We start from the raw sequence: 17,967 nt of genomic DNA on the forward strand, positions 1-17,967 counted from the left end.
GATTTCTAAATCTCCCTTCTCTGGTGGTGAAAAAGCTTATTCGTTTATTGATGACGAAGGAAGAGTGTATAGGACTGTCTCCATGGCATGGCCCAATAAAAAGAAAGCGCCAGATGACTATTTTATTCCTCTAGTACACCCTGAAACTAAAAAGGAATGTCCAGTTCCTGAAAGAGGTTGGAGAAATCCCCCTGCAACAATGAAAAAATTGCTTGATGCAGGATTAATTGTTTTTGGAAAGGACGAAGCTACACAGCCAACAAGAAAATATTTATTAAGCGAGAACATGTATGAAAATGTTCCTTCTTTACTCTATTTTGCAGGTAGTGATGATTCGTTACTTTCATCTATGGGTATTCCATTCGACACTCCAAAATCAGTTGAAGTTACAAAGAGGGTTATAGAATCAGTTTGTAATGGTAATGATATAGTTATGGACTTTTTTGCTGGTTCTGGAACTACTGGCCATGCCATATTTGATTTAAATAAAAAGCAAGGAAATAACCTGAGGTTTATTCTTGTTCAGGTTGATGAAAAATGTGATGAATCTATTGCAAAAAACTATAAATTTAAATCAATTTCAGATTTGTCAATCAAGAGGTTAGTTGAGGCGGGGAAACTCTTTGAGAATTTCTTGGATGACAAAGGTTTTCGTTTTTTCAAAGTTGATACTTCCAATATGGCAGATGTGTACTACGCCCCGGATCAAGTTACTCAGGGCTCGTTAGATTTATTGGTTGATAATATTAAGGCAGACCGCACTGATGAAGATTTACTTTTTCAAGTCTTACTGGATTGGGGCGTCGATTTAAGCTTACCAATTAAAAAAGAATCGATCCAAGGCAAATCAGTTTTCTTTGTTGATGATGATGCACTGGTGGCCTGTTTTGATCTGCGCATAAATGAAGCTTTGATTAAAGAGTTAGCTGCAAAAGAACCACTTCGTGTGGTGTTCCGTGATGACGGCTTTGAGTCTGATGCAGTAAAAATTAATGCCGAGCAGATTTTCAAGCAAGTGTCCCCACATACTGAAGTTAAAGCTATATAAGGAGGGAGTATGAAGTTAAAGTTCAAAGTCCAACCTTATCAAACTGTTGCCGTAGAGTCAGTTGTTGACTGCTTTGCGGGGCAACCTAACACCTCGGGAGTTACCTACCGAATCGATCCTGGTGTTGCCAAAGATAAGTTTGGTAATGCTGGTTGGGATATGAGTGACCAGGATGGTTTTAAAAATGCTGAACTCGCGATCACTGAATCGCAGTTATTGCAAAATATCCATGGTGTTCAAAGTAGACAGAACCTTCCTGTTTCAGAAACGTTAATCGGCAATGCCAGCTCAAAGATAAACCTCGATGTTGAAATGGAAACCGGTACAGGTAAGACATATTGTTACATCAAAACCATCTTTGAGATGAATAAGCGCTATGGCTGGAGCAAATTTATTATCGTAGTGCCTAGCATCGCCATTCGTGAAGGTGTTTACAAGTCGCTGCAAATAACCGGTGAGCATTTTGCCCAAAACTACGACGGTAAAAAGGCACGATTCTTTATCTATAACTCCAAGCAATTACATCAGTTAGAGAATTTTTCATCTGACAGTGGCATCAATGTGATGGTCATCAATATTCAAGCCTTTAATGCGTCAGGAAAAGACAATAGACGTATTTATGAAGAGTTGGATGACTTTCAGTCTAGGCGTCCTATTGATGTTATTAGTGCAAACCGTCCAATCCTGATTTTGGATGAGCCACAAAAGATGGAAGGCAAGAAGACATTAGATGCCTTAGCCAAATTCAAACCACTGATGGTACTTCGATACTCGGCCACGCATAAAACAACACATAATAAGGTGCATCGCTTGGATGCGCTTGACGCTTATAACAATAAGTTGGTTAAGAAAATTGCAGTTCGTGGTATCTCAGTAAAGGGCTTAGCGGGCACGACAGCCTATCTATATCTGGAATCCATCGAGATCTCGAAAAAAATGCCAGTGGCTCGTATAGAGATCGAGGTTAAACAACAAAATGGCATTAAACGCATACCTAAGAAAGTCACTAAGGGCGATAATCTTTTTGATCTTAGTAATGGTCTGGATCAGTACCGTGATTTTGTGGTTACTGATGTCAACGCGATTAACGATACGGTTGAATTCAAGAATGGCCACGTTTTAACTGCGGGCGATGCCACGGGGGATGTGACCGAAGAGACCATTCGCCGAATACAGATCCGGGAGACAATTAAAGCGCACCTTGAAAAAGAAAAAACACTTTTTAACCAAGGTATAAAGGTTCTCTCTCTCTTTTTTATTGACGAAGTCGCAAAGTATAGAGACTACTCCCAAGCGGATGAGAAAGGCGAATATGCTCGTGTCTTTGAAGAAGAGTACTCCTTGCTTGTACAGGAGTATCTTGATGAGTTGCCCCTATTGTCAAGTGAGCATACTGATGCCTATAAAGCCTATCTATCGGCCATTGAAGGCTCTAGAACGCATAATGGTTACTTCTCAATTGATAAGAAATCAAATCGTCTTCAGAATCCTGGATTTAAAGTGCGTGGTGAAGATGCCGGTCTATCAGACGATGTAGATGCTTATGATTTGATTCTAAAAGATAAGGAAAAGTTACTTTCTTTTGAAGAGCCTACTCGTTTTATCTTTTCACATTCGGCATTACGCGAGGGTTGGGATAATCCAAACGTATTTGTCATGTGTATGTTGAAACACAGCGATAATACTATCTCTCGTCGTCAAGAAGTTGGACGTGGTTTACGTCTGGCCGTCAATAAACATGGTGACAGACAAGACCATCCGGCAACTGTGCATGAAATTAATGTTTTGTCGGTGATTGCAAGTGAAAGCTATAAAGACTTTGTCACGAATCTACAAAAAGAAATCAGCGAGTCTCTCTCAGCGAGACCTAGAAAAGCAGATGAAGCTTATTTTACGGGTAAGACAATTACAACGGCTGATGGCCCGGTAGAAGTAACACCTGTCATGGCTAAGCAAATTTATAAGTATTTGCTTAAAAATGATTATACCAATGAAGCTGACGATTCAATCGCACCATCATTCCACCAGGCTAAGGCTAATGGACAGTTAGCCCCAATGCCTGTTGAGTTAGAGCCATACCGAGAACAGATATTAACCCTGATTGACGGTATTTATAGTGAAGCACAACTTCCTGGTGTTGGTGATGATCGTAAACCCAAAAATAATCCGTTGAATGCTAATTTTGATAAGAAAGAGTTTCAGGAGCTTTGGCACAAAATCAATCGCAAAGCGGTCTATAAGGTTGATTTTGACTCATCTGAGTTGATTAAAAACTGCATTCAGGTTCTCAACAAAGAACTTAAGGTAACGCCTCTTCAATACACCATTCAAGATGGTGTTCAATTGGATGGCATTACCGACGAACAACTCAAAGCTGGACAAAGTTTCAAGGTGAAAAACACTGAGACTGAAACTCATCAATCGAGCATTCATTCTGCTGTTCGTTATGATTTGATTGGTAAGCTGGCTGAAAATTGTGTGCTGACTCGCAAAACAGTCGCTGAAATTCTGATGGGTATAGAACCTGTTGTATTTGCACAATTTAAGCAGAACCCTGAGCATTTTCTGGCTGAGGCTTCACGCCTTGTGAAAGAACAAAAGGCATCTGTAATTATCGAGAAGCTATCATATGATCCAACTAACGAATCTTATGATGTTGATATATTCACGGCTGAACAAAAGATTACAGATATGACAAAAGCCGTTAGTGGCGTTAATAAGCATATTTACGATTATGTTGTCGTTGATTCACAAGGCATTGAGCGGGACTTTGTTACCGAGCTTGATACAAGCAAAGAAGTCGTGGTTTATGCAAAACTTCCTCGTGGTTTTCTGATACCGACGCCTGTTGGCGACTACAACCCTGATTGGGCTATTTCTTTCAAAGAAGGAAGTGTTAAACACATTTACTTTATTGCTGAGACTAAAGGAACGATGTCTTCGCTTGAATTGCGTGGCATAGAAGATCGCAAGATTGAATGTGCTAGGAAGTTCTTTGAAAAAATTAATGCAGAGATCACGAGTGAAAACGTCAAATATGATGTTGTAACGAGATTACTCGAAATTGATGGAAGTCGTAAGCGGTTAGATATTAATGTCACCAATAGTGGGCTGTCTCTTTTGGGATGGGAAGCCATTTTTTAATTTTGGATGGGATCTTTTATGGTTACTTTTGACCAGCTGATGCAGCCACTCATCATCGCCCTGAATAATCTTGGCGGTTCAGGTAGTGTTGATGAAATATACGAGGAGGTCGTGGAGCTAGAAAAGTTTGATGAGCAGACTCTAGCCGTGTTGCATAACCCCGAAAAGAGCAGCCAAACGGAGGTTGGTTATCGATTGGCTTGGGCGAGAACCTACCTCAAGAAAGCTGGATATCTTGAAAATTCTTCAAGAGGTGTTTGGGCTTTGACCGATAAAGCCAAACAAAATACCAAGCTGGATAGTCGGGAGATTGTCAATTTTGTTAGAGAACTTGACCGAAAGCCTGGGGTTTCAAAAAGTGCTTCTTCAGAGCCAGAGCTTTCGTCTGAAGATTCACCAGAAGAAGCTATGGCTTGGCGTGAAAAGTTACACCATGTACTCATTGAGGAAATGAGCCCGGATGCATTTGAGCGATTAACACAGAGATTACTGAGAGAATCAGGCTTTATCCATGTTGAAGTGACTGGCCGCACGGGTGATGGTGGTATCGATGGCAAAGGAATTGCCCGAATTAACGGTTTGATGAGTTTTCATATTGCTTTTCAGTGTAAGAAATACAAAGGCTCTGTTGGGGCACCAGAAATCCGAGATTTCAGAGGGACAACGGTAGGACGTGCAGATCGTGGCATGTTTATTACCACAGGCAGTTTTACAAAAGCAGCCATTGAAGAAGCCAACCGTGATGGTGTTGCTCCGATTGACTTGGTTGATGGTGATCAGTTAGCCGATAAGCTCAAAGAACTTAGTTTAGGTGTTAAAACAGAGTTGGTTGAAAAAGTAACAGTTGAACCAGACTGGTTTTTAAGTCTTTAGCTCTATCATCGCTACAGATAAGTGCAAGTTTCTTGCGACTATCTAACAACCTAATTGTTAATGAACCTTCACACTATCGTGTCGGAGGTTCACTATGTTCAAAAACCTATTTTTTCAAACCAAAGCACTACCAGAGCTGTCATCACAACTGGATGCGGAAATTCCACGCTATCCGCCATTCCTGAAGGGGTTGCCAGCTGCGTCACCTGAAGATTTGCAGTCCACACAAGACGAGCTAATTGCCAAACTGCGCCAGGTACTTGGCTTTAATCAGCGTGAGTTTCAAAGGCTGATTCAGCCCTGCATTGATCATCTGGCTGCTTATGTCCACTTGCTGCCAGCTTCTGAGCATCATCATCACAGTGGCGCTGGTGGTTTATTACGTCACTCGTTGGAAGTTGCTTTCTGGGCGGCACAAGCTGCTGAGGGGATCATCTTTGTTGCCAGTGGCACCCCGGTTGAGAAAAAAGAGCTTGAACCAAGGTGGCGTGTTGCGGCGGCTCTTGGCGGTTTGTTTCATGATATTGGTAAGCCTGTTTCAGACTTGTCCATTACAGACGAAGATGGACGCTATCAGTGGAACCCTTTTTTAGAAACCTTATCTCAGTGGACCACTAATAACAGCATTGAACGCTATTTCATTCGCTGGCGCGACGGACGGTGTAAGCGACACGAGCAATTTTCAATTCTGGTGTTAAACCGAGTGATGACTCCTGAGTTGCTCGCCTGGTTAACTCAACCTGGCCCTGAGATTTTGCAAGCCATGCTGGAGGCAATTGGCAATACCGATCCCGAGCATGTCCTGTCTAAATTGGTCATTGAAGCCGACCAAACCAGTGTCCAGCGAGACCTGAAAGCTCAACGAATTTCCGTTGACGACAATGCCTTGGTGTCCCAGTCGAACGCTATCTACTTGATGCCATGAGGCGATTACTTGCCAGTTCGCAATGGCTGGTCAATCAGCGAGACGTCAGAGTCTGGGTACGAAAATCGAATCAATCGACCAATCTTTACCTGGTCTGGAAAAGTGCCGCTAAAGACATTATTGAGCTATTGGCCAAAGACAAGATACCAGGCATCCCAAGAGATCCCGATACCCTTGCGGACATCCTCATTGAGCGAGGATTGGCCACGAAATCCGGCTCAAATGAGCGATATGAAAGTCTTGCCCCTGAAGTACTGATCAAAGACGACAAGCCAATCTGGTTACCCATGCTGCATATATCTGAGGCCGATTTATTGTTCAGCTCGAATGTGCCAAGTGGTGTGACGCTGTTTAGTAAACCTGAGTGGGAAGCAACACAACAATCACAAGCAGAGCCTCAGAGTCGCTCTAGTGAGCATTCAGACTTGCCTGAAGGTTCTGCATCAATCGATCACAGCAAATCGGCTGAGTTGCCATCGACAAAATCGTCCGAACAAGATGATGAACTTCGTCATGCCAGTGATGTTAATCACCTTCAGGCAATTAAAAATGTTCCGGGTGATGGATGTGAAAAGCCTCACCATTCATACGATGCTGCTATCACAGATAACGTAAACCAGCAAAACGAAGCAGCATTGAATCTACCTGAATCTTTGGCGTGGCTCCCAGAGGCCAGCAGTGCGTTGGTTATGGTTGGTGAACAGATACTGATCCGCTATCCAGATGCCGTAAGGCCTTGGTGTGCTCCCCGAAAACTGCTTGCTGAACTCAGTCGATTAGACTGGCTTGAACTAGATCCTGCAAACCCGACACGTAAGGCCAGAACTGTTACTACGAAAGATGGCGTTCAGGAGCCAGGGTTACTACTAAAAGTGTCAGTTTCGAAAGGGCTAACTGCACTGATAGATCTCTCCAATCAAGATGCAGAAACAGTGTCAGCAATTCAGAACGATGAGGCTTCACAGTGTCCGAGTCGAACTGAGACAACCAATGCCCACGCAAAAGAACCCGCCATAAGAGCGGAGCGCAAGCAAAAGCCGATAGTGCCCAATACGAACTCATGTACAGACCCCAAACATGCTCAGCGGCAACAGATGGTTAATTTTGTGAAAGATTTGCCCATCTTACTGACCGATGGCGATTACCCAGACGTGGATCATAGTGTCGATGGTATTCGCGTCACGATTCAAACCTTACGCCAAGTCGCCAAGGAGCATGGCATTCCAGCCGGACAGCTGCTTCGGGGGATCTCGGCCAGTGACCAATGCCAGTTTGATGAGGGGGAAACGGTTCTGTTTACCGCTCACGCTAAACGTTAATCCATTTGAAGTTAAGCGGATTGTAAACGGTTATTTTGCGGAGCATGCATGAAAGAAAACGCATACGAGATGCCCTGGCGCACGAACTATGAAGCCATGGCAGCAGCAGGTTGGCTGGTTGGTGCCACTGGGGCAATTGCCGCTGAAATGCTGACTGAGCTACCACCTGAGCCATTTTGGTGGATGACGGGGATTTCCTCGGGCATGGCGTTGTATCGCCTGCCTGAGGCTTACCGTCTTTATAAGTTGCAGATAGGATTAAAAGGTAAGCCATTGGCTTTTATGGAGCTGTCGCATTTACAAAAGGTGATGGCAAAACATCCTGATGAATTGTGGTTAGGGTATGGCTTTGAGTGGGACCAACGTCATGCTCAACGCGCTTATGAAATTCTAAAAAGGGATAAGCAAACCTTGCTTAACCAAGGTCACGGCAAACAAATGGGTTCGACCTGGATTCATGGTGTCGAGCCCAAAGAAGAAGATGTGTATCAGCCAGTTAGTCACACTGAGGGGCACACCTTAATTGTCGGTACGACCGGTGCCGGAAAAACCCGATGCTTTGATGCGATGACCACCCAGCCATTTGCGCAATTGAAGCCGTGATTATTATTGACCCCAAGGGAGACAAAGAGCTTAAGGATAATGCACAGCGAGCCTGTATTGCCGCCGGTAGTCCTGAGCGTTTTGTGTATTTTCATCCGGGTTTTCCTGAGCATTCAGTACGACTTAATCCCCTGAGGAACTTTAACCGGGGTACTGAAATCGCCAGCCGAATTGCGGCATTAATCCCATCCGAAACCGGTGCTGATCCATTTAAAGCCTTTGGCCAAATGGCATTGAACAACATAGTGCAAGGTTTGTTGCTTACGTCACAACGTCCTGATCTGAAAACACTGAGGCGATTCTTGGAAGGTGGCCCAGAAGGCTTGGTAGTAAAAGCCGTCACAGCCTGGGGGGAGCAGGTGTATCCAAACTTTAGTGTGGAGATTAAACGCTTTACTGAAAAGGCCAATACCTTGGCAAAACAAGCCATGGCGATGCTGCTTTTTTACTACGAACGCATTCAGCCCGTTGCAGCCAATACCGATTTGGAGGGGTTACTGAGCATGTTTGAACATGACAGAACCCACTATTCCAAGATGGTGGCCTCACTGATGCCGGTGCTCAATATGCTCACTTCAAGTGAACTTGGCCCACTGTTATCACCTATTGCAAATGACGTAGATGACAGCCGGTTAATTACGGATTCTGGCCGTATTATCAACAATGCCCAAGTGGCATATATAGGCTTGGATTCATTGACCGACGCCATGGTTGGCAGCGCCATTGGTTCGTTGCTTTTATCCGATCTCACCGCCGTGGCCGGTGACCGCTATAACTATGGTGTTGAAAATTGTCCCGTAAATATCTTCATCGATGAGGCGGCTGAAGTCGTCAATGATCCCTTCATTCAACTGCTCAACAAAGGCCGTGGCGCAAAAATGCGTTGTGTGATTGCTACTCAGACCTTTGCTGACTTTGCCGCTCGTACAGGCAGTGAAGCTAAGGCTCGCCAGGTGTTAGGTAACATCAACAACCTGATAGCCCTTCGGGTGATGGATGCCGAAACGCAGCAGTACATTACCGACAATCTGCCTAAGACTCGGTTGCAGTACATCATGCAAACTCAAGGTATGTCGTCCAACTCGGACAGCCCCGCGTTGTTTACCGGCAATCATGGCGAACGCTTGATGGAGGAAGAAGGCGATATGTTTCCACCGCAGTTATTAGGCCAGCTCCCTAACCTTGAGTACATCGCCAAGCTTTCAGGTGGCCGCGTGATCAAAGGCCGCATTCCTATTTTAACCAGCTCTACACAGGCAGCATAAGGAGTCTGTATGCATCATTCTGTCTGTCTGAAAATGACAACACTTACCAGTAAAGAAATGCTCGCTCAGTGGCAGCAACATAACCCTCAGTTCAAGGAAGCTTTAAGACTGCTTGAAGCCGATTGGCTCATGCTTTGGCTTCAGTGCACTGTCTGGCGGACTATTTAACGGATGCGCTCACGTTAGATGGCCATTCCATCTTTGATTTGTGTCTGTGTAATGGCTTGGGCAGTTATGAAGAAGTCAGTTGTGATGATGACAGTGTACGACTTTGGCATTTCATTGAGGCACTGACCTGGACTGTCGCCAGTGCTTTAACGGGGATTCGCCTGCGTGATCCTGACCATTTCGAGTGGGCCGCCGTGGATGGTGTCTATTTCCATACTTGGATGCGTAATCGTCCAAATCGGATGGCGTATTTGGCTGAAGGACGCATCGAAGTGCGTTATGTCAGTGGTCATACGACGACAAAGCGGCTTCAACAAGTGATTAAAGGCCGGATTATGACGCCAACCGTTGCAGCCATGCTGGCGCGAGTCGAAGAGGATGTTTGGCATGAGCAAGCATAAGTCGGTTTGGCTGCTGTGTCTGGCGCTGATGCTGGAGATTATTGCCATTGGCGTGCTAGTGCCCGGTGATTGGACTGGCCGGGTCATCAGTAAAGAGAAGCAGATGATCCAAAACCAATTGGGCGCACAAACAAGCTATTGGATTGGTCAAACTAGCCATCGCTGGTATCAGTCATGGGTTGTGGATACGCAGATGGTGCAATCTGTGCGTGATTTTCTGATCCCCACTGAAGAGCAGCGACTGCGCTCTAAAGGGATGGAGAACATGGGAGGCTTTTGGTTTGTGTGGGTAGAAGACCGTATTCAGGCATTTTTTGATGTGTTGTACCAGGTGTTCACTCGATTTGCTTTGCTGATGGTCTGGTTGCCCTTTGCGCTTATTCTCATGTTACCAGCACTGTGGGACGGCTTGATGACCTGGAAGATTAAGAAAACAACATTTGATTTTTCGAGCCCTATCATTCACCGCTATAGCATGATAATTCTGGGTTCAGGCGTCATCTTGCTGTTTATGGGATTGTTCGCCCCGCTGGCTATTCCACCGGTAGTGCTACCGTCGATGATCATCGGCTTGGCATTGATGGCGGGGTTGGCGTTAAGTCACTTGCAGAAGAAGATATGAGGCCAGTTAGGCCTCATCTTGTAGAGCTAAAACCTTACGCCTACGGTATTGCCATTCTCGTCTTCCGCTGGCAAATGATAAGTATCAATAAGGTGACCTTGAAGCCAAATATATTGCGGCATCCAAAACGAGTACTGTCGTATAAGAGCCAATACTTCTTTCAGCGGTTTGTTTGCATGAGACTCGGCTAGGCGAAAGTACACGAATGAGCAATCATCTCGAAAATACTCATGAAGCTCTGAATCCGATAGAGTTTCTTTTAGTGGCCTGTTTTGTTCGTCGTCTTCATCAGGGGAATTGGCATAAATTTCAAACAGCTGCTTTTCAGTGAGCATCTCCAAGAAGTGGTCTTCAATTAAAACCCCATCACTGGTATCGACATCCATACCATCTTTGACATCAAAAGCCATGACACATCCAGAAGATAACCCCACTTCTGATGGTTTCAGTGCGTCATTAGCTAGTACAACCTGATGCCAATGATTAAAACCAGCAGATACTGCAATTTCATCGAGTGCTTCAGTGTGTGTAATGGATGTTTCACGTTTTAGCTTTCGTGCTTTTTGCTTTAAACGTTCAACCGTGGCAGAGGAAATGATTTTAGTAATTTGCATTGAGTTTCTCCTATTAGCGAATACGGTGCCCACTGCCGAGGTCGCAGAAAAAACCTAAGCAAAAAATAAATTTGATATGCATGTCGTCCCGTCCGGGTTTGCTAAAGTGGGCAGCTGGTCTCGACACGACCAATATCCCCATCATATCAACCGCATCAAAAAGATCAATTGTTAGTATTGTCTGATTAGAACCTTCAAAACCTTCAAGAATTCGGCATCTAGCTGACCACTGAACCTGTCAATCCCGAGGCATCCTTCACTTCTCAATTCAAACAACGAGGAGTGACTATGGAACCTGTAAATATTCCATCCTATATCGATGACCCGCCGCACTTCCTGCTTTGGAGTGCCGATGAGATGGCTCCCATTCTGTTGGGGCTAGTGATCGGCATTTTTACCGGTAATGCCTTGGTTTTATGCTTGTTGGGGTTGGTGACAACCAAGCTCTATCGGCGTTTTCGTGATGGTCGCCTGATGGTTTTATTCTTCACGCCATCTACTGGGCTGGGCTGTTGCCAACCAAAGCCAAGACGATCCCTAACCCATTTATCAGGAGCTATCTGCCGTGAAGTTCGACGTGTTTTTAAAATCATGGCAAGGCACGCAAATAGAGAACCGATGGCAGCGGTTCCTGATTGCAGTGCTGGTGCTATCTAATTTGCTGCTTGCGGTAGCGGCATTTTCTCGCAATACCGTGGTAGCCATTCAACCACCAACCTTGTCTGAAACGGCTGAAGTGTCACGAAACCAAGCCACTCAACCTTACCTTGAGTCTTGGGGACTCTACCTGGCTGAGCTTATGGGCAACGTGACGCCGGGTAATGTGTCTTTCATCCGGGTTGCTATAGAACCACTGCTTTCACCTGCGGTGTACCAGCAAGTGGTCGATGCACTGGAGATTCAGGCAAGACAAATCCGGGAAGACCGAGTCACGCTTAAATTCCAACCCAGACAAGTGGAGTATGAGTATGAAACTGGCCATGTCTTTGTGACCGGTTATTCCTTGGTCTCTGGACCATCGGGAGATGAGCAGCGCCAAACTCGCACCTATGAGTTTGACATCGATATTGAGCAATACCGTCCAAAGCTCAGTTGGATGGATACATACGAGGGGCAAGCTAGAACGAAGCGAGTTCGTGAAAAGTTGACCCAAGAGCAAAACCGGAGGGTGAATGATGCGAACCAAAATTAGTCGATGGATGACGCCAAGCTTAATCGCAATGAGCTTGAGTGGTGTCCTGTTATCTCAAGCGTCGTATGCAGACGTGGAATTGCCGATTGTGCCAGCCAGTGTGATGAAGCAGTCCGATACTGCAAATCCACCGGTTCAAAGCAATACGGTTTCAACGGATACGCCAACAACGCTACTGATGACACCGGGAGTAAATGAACTGATCCCTGTAGCGCTTGGGCATCTGAATCGGATTGTGACGCCGTTTGAATCGCCTCAGGTGAGAACAACCAGTGATGCTCAGACGCAAATCAAGGGGAATGTTGTATATGTGGCCACGGACAAAGAATCACCTGTTTCACTTTACATCACTCCGCCTGGTCAGGAAGCGCCCGCATTATCTGTCACCTTAGTCCCTCGTCGTATTCCACCGCGTGAAATCACCTTAGCTATTGATGGTCAGCAGTGGCCTATTAAGGGCGTCGTGAACCGAAAAGCCGCCACTTGGGAAACGGCTCAGCCATACGTCGATAGCTTACGTGATTTACTCAGACGCCTTGCACTAAATGAGTTACCACAAGGCTATGACATCCGTTTAGCTGGCCAAACTGACACAAGCCCGAAATGTTTTCAGCCGGGCTTAAAGTTTGGTTTTAAGCAGGGGCAAATTGTGACGGGACATTACTTCACCGTCTATGTAGGACTGGTTGAAAGCTTTGCCGATGAGCCGATAGAAGCCAGTGAGATAGCCTGCCATGCACCAGATATAGTGGCAAGCGCCTACTGGCCTCGCAATATCTTGTTGCCGGATGAAAAGACTGAGTTATATGTGGTTGTTCGCAATCATCGTGAAGAACCAGTGGAAAGTCAGCGACCTTCGCTTCTTGTGGGAGGTAAGTAACGATGAAAGCACAATGGGAACAAATGAGCCCGAACATGAAGCGGGGCCTATCGGTTGCTGGTATTGCTGGTGGTCTCATCCTTATGGTGATGGTGTTTTCACCTAATCCTGACGATGGCTCAAGCAGTCGGAACCGGCAGGAAACGATCCGGCACATTCTTACGGATACCAATACTCGTGATGTTGGGGTCGATAGTTTGGCTGCAAACGTAAAACTACTCAGTGAGCGCAACGAGCAGTTACGCCGTGAAGTTGAACGCTTGCGTCGTGACGTCGATTCAGGACGGCTAAGCCAGGTTCGCCTTCTATACCAAGTGAGGTCAATGCGCAGCTGGCTCGCCTTCGAGCGGAGCTTGATGATATTCGCGCTGGAGGTGATGCAGCAGTTGAAGGCACAAATAGCCGTTTTGAAGTGCCTTTATCTGCCATGGAATTGCCTAAAGAAGAAAAGCCACTGCCGTCTAACCCAGACGACTATTTTGCCAATGCGCCGCAGCCAGATCCGCTATATCAACAGCCAGTCAATGGTCAAGGGACACGAGCACGGGATGTTCCATTGCCGCCAATCACGATTCGTATGATTGAGCCTGAAGTGGTTGTCGAACCAGAAGTTGTTGTGCAAGAAGCGCCGCCTTTGTATTTACCAGCGGGCAGCATCATCTCAGGTACTTTGATCACAGGTTTGGATGCACCTACTCACGAGTCTGCAAGACGTGAACCTTTTCCTGCATTGCTGAGGATTCAAAAGGAAGCCATTTTACCCAACCGATTTAGAGCGGATATCAAAGAGTGTTTCTTGATCGCCGCAGGTTACGGTGATTTGAGCTCTGAGCGTGCCTATTTGCGAGGCGAGACCATTTCATGTGTGAGAGAAGATGGTGGCGTCATTGAAACGCGACTGGATTCTTATGCCGTGGGTGAAGACGGCAAAGCCGGTATTCGTGGCCGATTGGTGTCGAAACAAGGCCAACTGGTGCCAAATCAATGATGGCCGGATTTCTTCAGGGCTTGGCTGGCGCATTTGATGTAAATCCTGTTCCGACGATTCAGACGGGTAATGCCGGTGATACTCAACTGTACCAGCAAGTCATGAGCCAAGAAGCATTGCAAGGCGCTGCGATTAAAGGCACCGGTAAAGCATTGGATCGAGTGGCCAAGTTCTATTTGGACATGGCTGAAAATATGTTCCCAGTCATAGAGGTAGACGCTGCAAGGAAAATTGAAGTCATAGTCACTCGTGGGGCCTCGTTGTCGTTGGCCACTTCGCAAGGGGTAGGTGCAAGAAGATGAAAAAATCCTGCATGTTGCTAACCGATCGAAGTCCGTTTCAGACAATAAGATGTGTATCCAGAGGAGAGTTAACCATGACGACATCAATGCAGAACAACCCAAAGCACCAGTCAATACAGTGGTCTAAAGCTGGATTACTTTTATTGGCAGTCGGCTCAACCTTATTGTCTGGCTGTAGTTCATTGGGTCTTGGGAGTAGTGAATATGGATGCCAGGTATGCCTGACGGTGTGCGCTGTTTATCCGCTCGTGAAGTCTATGAGCTTACCAGTAATGGCGCTGCACCCAAGACGATTGATGCTGTGGCGACTCGAATTGGTTCTCCCTCTGGGTATTCACAATCTGATTTAGAGACAGGACTGCTGAGCCATCCAGCATTACCCGAGACGCAGCAATCTGCACCTATTCGCATTCCTTCAAGGGTAATGCGGATTTGGATTGCGCCTTGGGAGGATGACCGTGGGGATCTGAATTTATCCAGCTACGTGTTTACCGAAATTGAACCGCGCCGGTGGGATATTGGGGTGTCAGCACCTCGAACGGTTTCGCCAGTGCTACGTCCACTTCAGACTCAAAGCGATTCAGCCTCAGCGGGAGCTGATGGTAAGCGCGATAACTTGAGTATCTACGGAGAAACTAACGAATGACAAATGCAGTTCGCAGCATTCAGACTCAGCGCCTAATGACCATTGGTGCGCTTGGTTTGATGGCGTTAATGATTTCGGAGCCCTCATTTGCGGGCACCGGTGGTGATGCTTTCACTGATGTGTGGGATACCCTAAAAGATTGGACCCAAGGTACTTTGGGACGGATCGTAGCGGGAGCCATGGTTCTGGTGGGTATTGTGGGCGGTATCGCTCGCCAAAGCTTGATTGGCTTTTGCCTTGGGCATTGGTGGCGGTATGGGTCTCTACAATACGCCAACAGTTGTTGAAAGTGTTATGTCTGCAACTTTACCTTACGGCCTGAGTGCATCAGAAATCGAGCAGGTGATGACAATCATTAACAGAGTAATTTAACTGTGAGGCAAAAGTTGTAGTCACAGTCTTAAATGAAGTAACCTTATCGTCTGTTTAGGACGATAAGGTTCAATTATGGATTATTACAAAACGAATGCGATTTATGAAAATCTCGATGGAAGTGAAGATTACTATTGGGTTGTTGGGAATGCGTGGATATTAGTCTATGGCGATCATGGTTCTAACCCAAAACTAATTGTATTTGCTCATGGAAAATCATGGCGAGTTGATCAGAATATAATTCATGTAGTTTCAAATTTATCCAGAGAAACCGGTATCCCCGCCATAAGAATTGAATTTGAAGACTCAAGTTCAGAGATTGATAGCGTCGATATACATAAGGGATCCGGTGAGAAAGTTACTGTTGGGCTAGATAGTTTAAAATCTCTATATCAGAAATATGGAGTTCCAGTTAATAATAAGCCCTGCCAGAAGTCAGTGAATGATGCTACTAGTAGTGCTTATCATAATTGGCAGCGGGCATCTCTTGGCTCCATAACAGTTAGCGATATTGATTTGTTCTATCTTGGTAGAAATCGAGAGAAGTCAATAATTGAGCTTAAGAGGTCTTACATTCCTCTGGAAAATTGGTCTCCTTATAGAGATGACTTCCCCAACTTTATGCTTTTATCTAATTTATGCTCTTCGGGAGGGTATGAATTTTTGATCTCCTACAATGTGAGGCATAAGTCCCCATTTCGCGATGACCCATCAATAATAAAACTTTTTTACTATGATGATGCATTTCAGAGTCAAGGAACAATAACGCTTAATTTTGAAGAGTTTGCATCAGCTAAATACTGATAAATTGTTTTTAATATGATTGATACAGTTTGGATTTCTTGCACACCAAAGGTCAATACTCGACAAAATGTTGGAGTGAAGACAGTCGCTAGTGTAGAAAGACAACAAAATCTTCAATCTATCTAACCGAGTCCACATAAGACAACTGCATAGACTGGAGCCTCGATTTACATTAACGAGGACTCCTCATGCGAAAACTATCTCCAATTATTCTGGCGCTTGCGCTGTCTCCATTGGTTCAAGCTGAACCTGTGTCTGAAGTGTCGCCCGTTGGCAAAATTGACGGCATGGTTTCTTTACCTGTCACGGGTATGAAAGCGGTCGAAAGCAATGGCCGTATTGTTTTCATGTCAGACAGTGGCCGGTTCGTCATTGATGGCACGCTCTATGATGCCTGGTCTAAAAAGCCGCTTACCAGCCTTGAAGAAATTCGTGAAGCTGGGAACACGCTGGATTTAAGTCGTCTTGGCTTAAAAATGGATGATTTGAATCCACTGACTTTAGGCGAGGGCAAAAAGAAAGTGGTGGTCTTTGTTGACCCACGATGCCCGCACTGCCATGAGCTTTTGAAACAAGCTTTACCGCTAACCAAAGAATACACCTTCCAAATACTCCCTGTGCCAGTGCTTGGTCCTGATTCAGAGCGTCAGGTTCGCCAGCTTGGATGTGCGCGTGACAAGAAAGCGGCCACCGATGCATTGCTGAATGGCCGGATTGGTAACCTAGAACAGGATGATGCCTGCAACTTAGAACCAATGCAGCGTACCTTGGTGACATCTCAAATCCTGGGCATTCAAGGTGTGCCTTTCATTGTCGCCAATGATGGTCGCATCAGCCGAGGCCGTCCTTATGACCTTTCTGCTTGGTTGGAGGGGCGTTAATGAAAGCCTCTCTGTATTCAGGGCAACGCGCTTCTGAGCTGTTGCCAGTATTGGCCTATTCAGACGATGAGCAACTGTTTTTCATGGAAGACCAGAGTGTTGGCTTTGGTTTTCTATGTGACCCATTGCCGGGTGGTGATGAGTCTGTTGCAGACAGGGTTAATGTTCTACTCAACAACGACTGGCCAAAAGACACTTTGCTGCAATTTGGTCTATACGCCTCGCCTGATATTCAAACCGACCTTCAACGCATGATGGGCTTACGGCATCGTCAATCCGATCCATTGCTCAGGGCGTCGATACGCAAACGTGCGGATTTCCTCGATGGGGGCACGGTTCAACCGATAGAAGAATCGACCCAGACTCAGGTACGCAACTTTCAACTGATCGTCACCTGCAAATTGCCTTTGGAAAGTCCTATACCGACGGAGCGTGAGTTGAGTCGAGCATCCGCGCTTCGTGCTTCTTTCTCGCAGGCGCTGACAACGGTTGGTTTTCGCGTTACTGAGATGACTGATCGAAACTGGCTCGCGGCATTAAGTGCGCAGCTTAACTGGGGAAAAGATGCTTCCTGGCGTAATCCATCTCCAATCCGCAGTGAGGCAGATAAACCACTTCGGGAGCAAGTGTTGGATTATGACCGAGCTATCAAAGTCGATAGCCAAGGTCTGATGCTGGGCGATTACCGAGTCAAAACCTTATCGTTTAAGCGCTTGCCTGAGCGGATCTGGTTTGGTCATGCCGCAAGTTTTGCGGGCGACATGATGACGGGCAGTCGCGGTTTACGCGGAAGCTTTTTGCTAAATGTCACCATCCACTTTCCCTCAGCCGAGGCGATGCGATCTCGTCTAGAGACGAAGCGTCAATGGGCGGTCAATCAGGCCTATGGCCCGATGCTCAAGTTTGTGCCGGTGCTTGCA

Annotated in this window: 11 protein-coding genes and 6 pseudogenes; 16 read left to right on the forward strand and 1 reads right to left on the reverse strand. The window is 45.9% G+C overall.

What is annotated here, in order from left to right; genetic code table 11:
- From DZ54_RS24155 to DZ54_RS0110020, 7 genes and pseudogenes are all read left to right on the forward strand, one after another.
- Positions 1-1,048: DNA methyltransferase (locus DZ54_RS24155; RefSeq protein ID WP_025673969.1), on the forward strand; the 1,048-nt coding region annotated here is incomplete at its 5' end.
- A gap of 9 nt (positions 1,049-1,057) precedes the next feature.
- Positions 1,058-4,192, forward strand: a complete 3,135-nt coding sequence (locus tag DZ54_RS0109995) for a type III restriction-modification system endonuclease (protein WP_025673970.1) — start codon at positions 1,058-1,060, stop codon at positions 4,190-4,192.
- Positions 4,193-4,210: 18 nt separating this feature from the next.
- Positions 4,211-5,065, forward strand: coding sequence for a restriction endonuclease (locus DZ54_RS0110000; protein ID WP_025673971.1), 855 nt, complete (start codon positions 4,211-4,213; stop codon positions 5,063-5,065).
- Between the two features lie 94 nt (positions 5,066-5,159).
- Positions 5,160-7,309, forward strand: a pseudogene (gene mobH / locus DZ54_RS20670) (MobH family relaxase).
- A 48-nt stretch (positions 7,310-7,357) separates the two neighbouring features.
- Positions 7,358-9,177, forward strand: a pseudogene (gene traD / locus DZ54_RS20675) (conjugative transfer system coupling protein TraD).
- A gap of 9 nt (positions 9,178-9,186) precedes the next feature.
- A pseudogene (locus DZ54_RS20680) lies at positions 9,187-9,746 on the forward strand (conjugative transfer protein).
- A complete protein-coding gene (locus tag DZ54_RS0110020) occupies positions 9,733-10,368 on the forward strand; it encodes an IncC plasmid conjugative DNA transfer DtrJ family protein (RefSeq protein WP_025673972.1) in 636 nt (211 codons plus the stop codon). Before DZ54_RS20680 ends, DZ54_RS0110020 begins: the two are co-directional and overlap by 14 nt.
- A 26-nt stretch (positions 10,369-10,394) precedes the next feature.
- Here DZ54_RS0110020 and DZ54_RS0110025 read toward each other — a convergent pair whose 3' ends face one another.
- Positions 10,395-10,982 carry a P-loop NTPase family protein gene (locus DZ54_RS0110025; RefSeq protein ID WP_025673973.1) on the reverse strand — a complete coding sequence of 196 codons (588 nt, stop codon included), beginning with the start codon at positions 10,980-10,982 and terminating at the stop codon, positions 10,395-10,397.
- 288 nt (positions 10,983-11,270) lie between these two features.
- Between DZ54_RS0110025 and traL the strand changes: the two are divergent.
- The 9 genes and pseudogenes from traL to DZ54_RS0110075 all read left to right on the forward strand — a co-directional run.
- Positions 11,271-11,551: pseudogene (gene traL / locus DZ54_RS24165) on the forward strand (type IV conjugative transfer system protein TraL).
- Positions 11,548-12,174: a TraE/TraK family type IV conjugative transfer system protein gene (locus tag DZ54_RS0110030; protein ID WP_025673974.1), complete on the forward strand. Its 627-nt coding sequence runs from the start codon at positions 11,548-11,550 to the stop codon at positions 12,172-12,174. The pseudogene traL and the gene DZ54_RS0110030 overlap by 4 nt, the downstream one beginning before the upstream one ends.
- Positions 12,158-13,054, forward strand: coding sequence for a TraK domain-containing protein (locus tag DZ54_RS0110035; RefSeq protein WP_037354186.1), 897 nt, complete (start codon positions 12,158-12,160; stop codon positions 13,052-13,054). The genes DZ54_RS0110030 and DZ54_RS0110035 overlap by 17 nt, the downstream gene beginning before the upstream one ends.
- Positions 13,055-13,056: 2 nt before the next feature.
- A pseudogene (locus DZ54_RS20685) lies at positions 13,057-14,344 on the forward strand (TraB/VirB10 family protein).
- A 217-nt stretch (positions 14,345-14,561) separates the two neighbouring features.
- Entirely contained in the window at positions 14,562-14,990 is a 429-nt protein-coding gene (locus tag DZ54_RS20690; RefSeq protein ID WP_001112769.1) for a TraV family lipoprotein, read from the forward strand.
- A pseudogene (gene traA, locus DZ54_RS20695) lies at positions 14,987-15,362 on the forward strand (TraA family conjugative transfer protein). The gene DZ54_RS20690 and the pseudogene traA overlap by 4 nt, the downstream one beginning before the upstream one ends.
- A 75-nt stretch (positions 15,363-15,437) precedes the next feature.
- Positions 15,438-16,166, forward strand: a complete 729-nt coding sequence (locus tag DZ54_RS0110065; protein WP_025673979.1) for a hypothetical protein — start codon at positions 15,438-15,440, stop codon at positions 16,164-16,166.
- 188 nt (positions 16,167-16,354) lie between these two features.
- Entirely contained in the window at positions 16,355-17,047 is a 693-nt protein-coding gene (locus tag DZ54_RS0110070) for a DsbC family protein (RefSeq protein ID WP_025673980.1), read from the forward strand.
- The coding region (locus DZ54_RS0110075) for a conjugal transfer protein TraC (RefSeq protein ID WP_025673981.1) at positions 17,047-17,967 on the forward strand (921 nt) is incomplete at its 3' end. The genes DZ54_RS0110070 and DZ54_RS0110075, both read left to right, overlap by 1 nt.

The organism is Salinivibrio socompensis S35 (genome assembly GCF_000513715.1).
Classification (GTDB): Bacteria; Pseudomonadota; Gammaproteobacteria; order Enterobacterales; family Vibrionaceae; genus Salinivibrio; species Salinivibrio socompensis.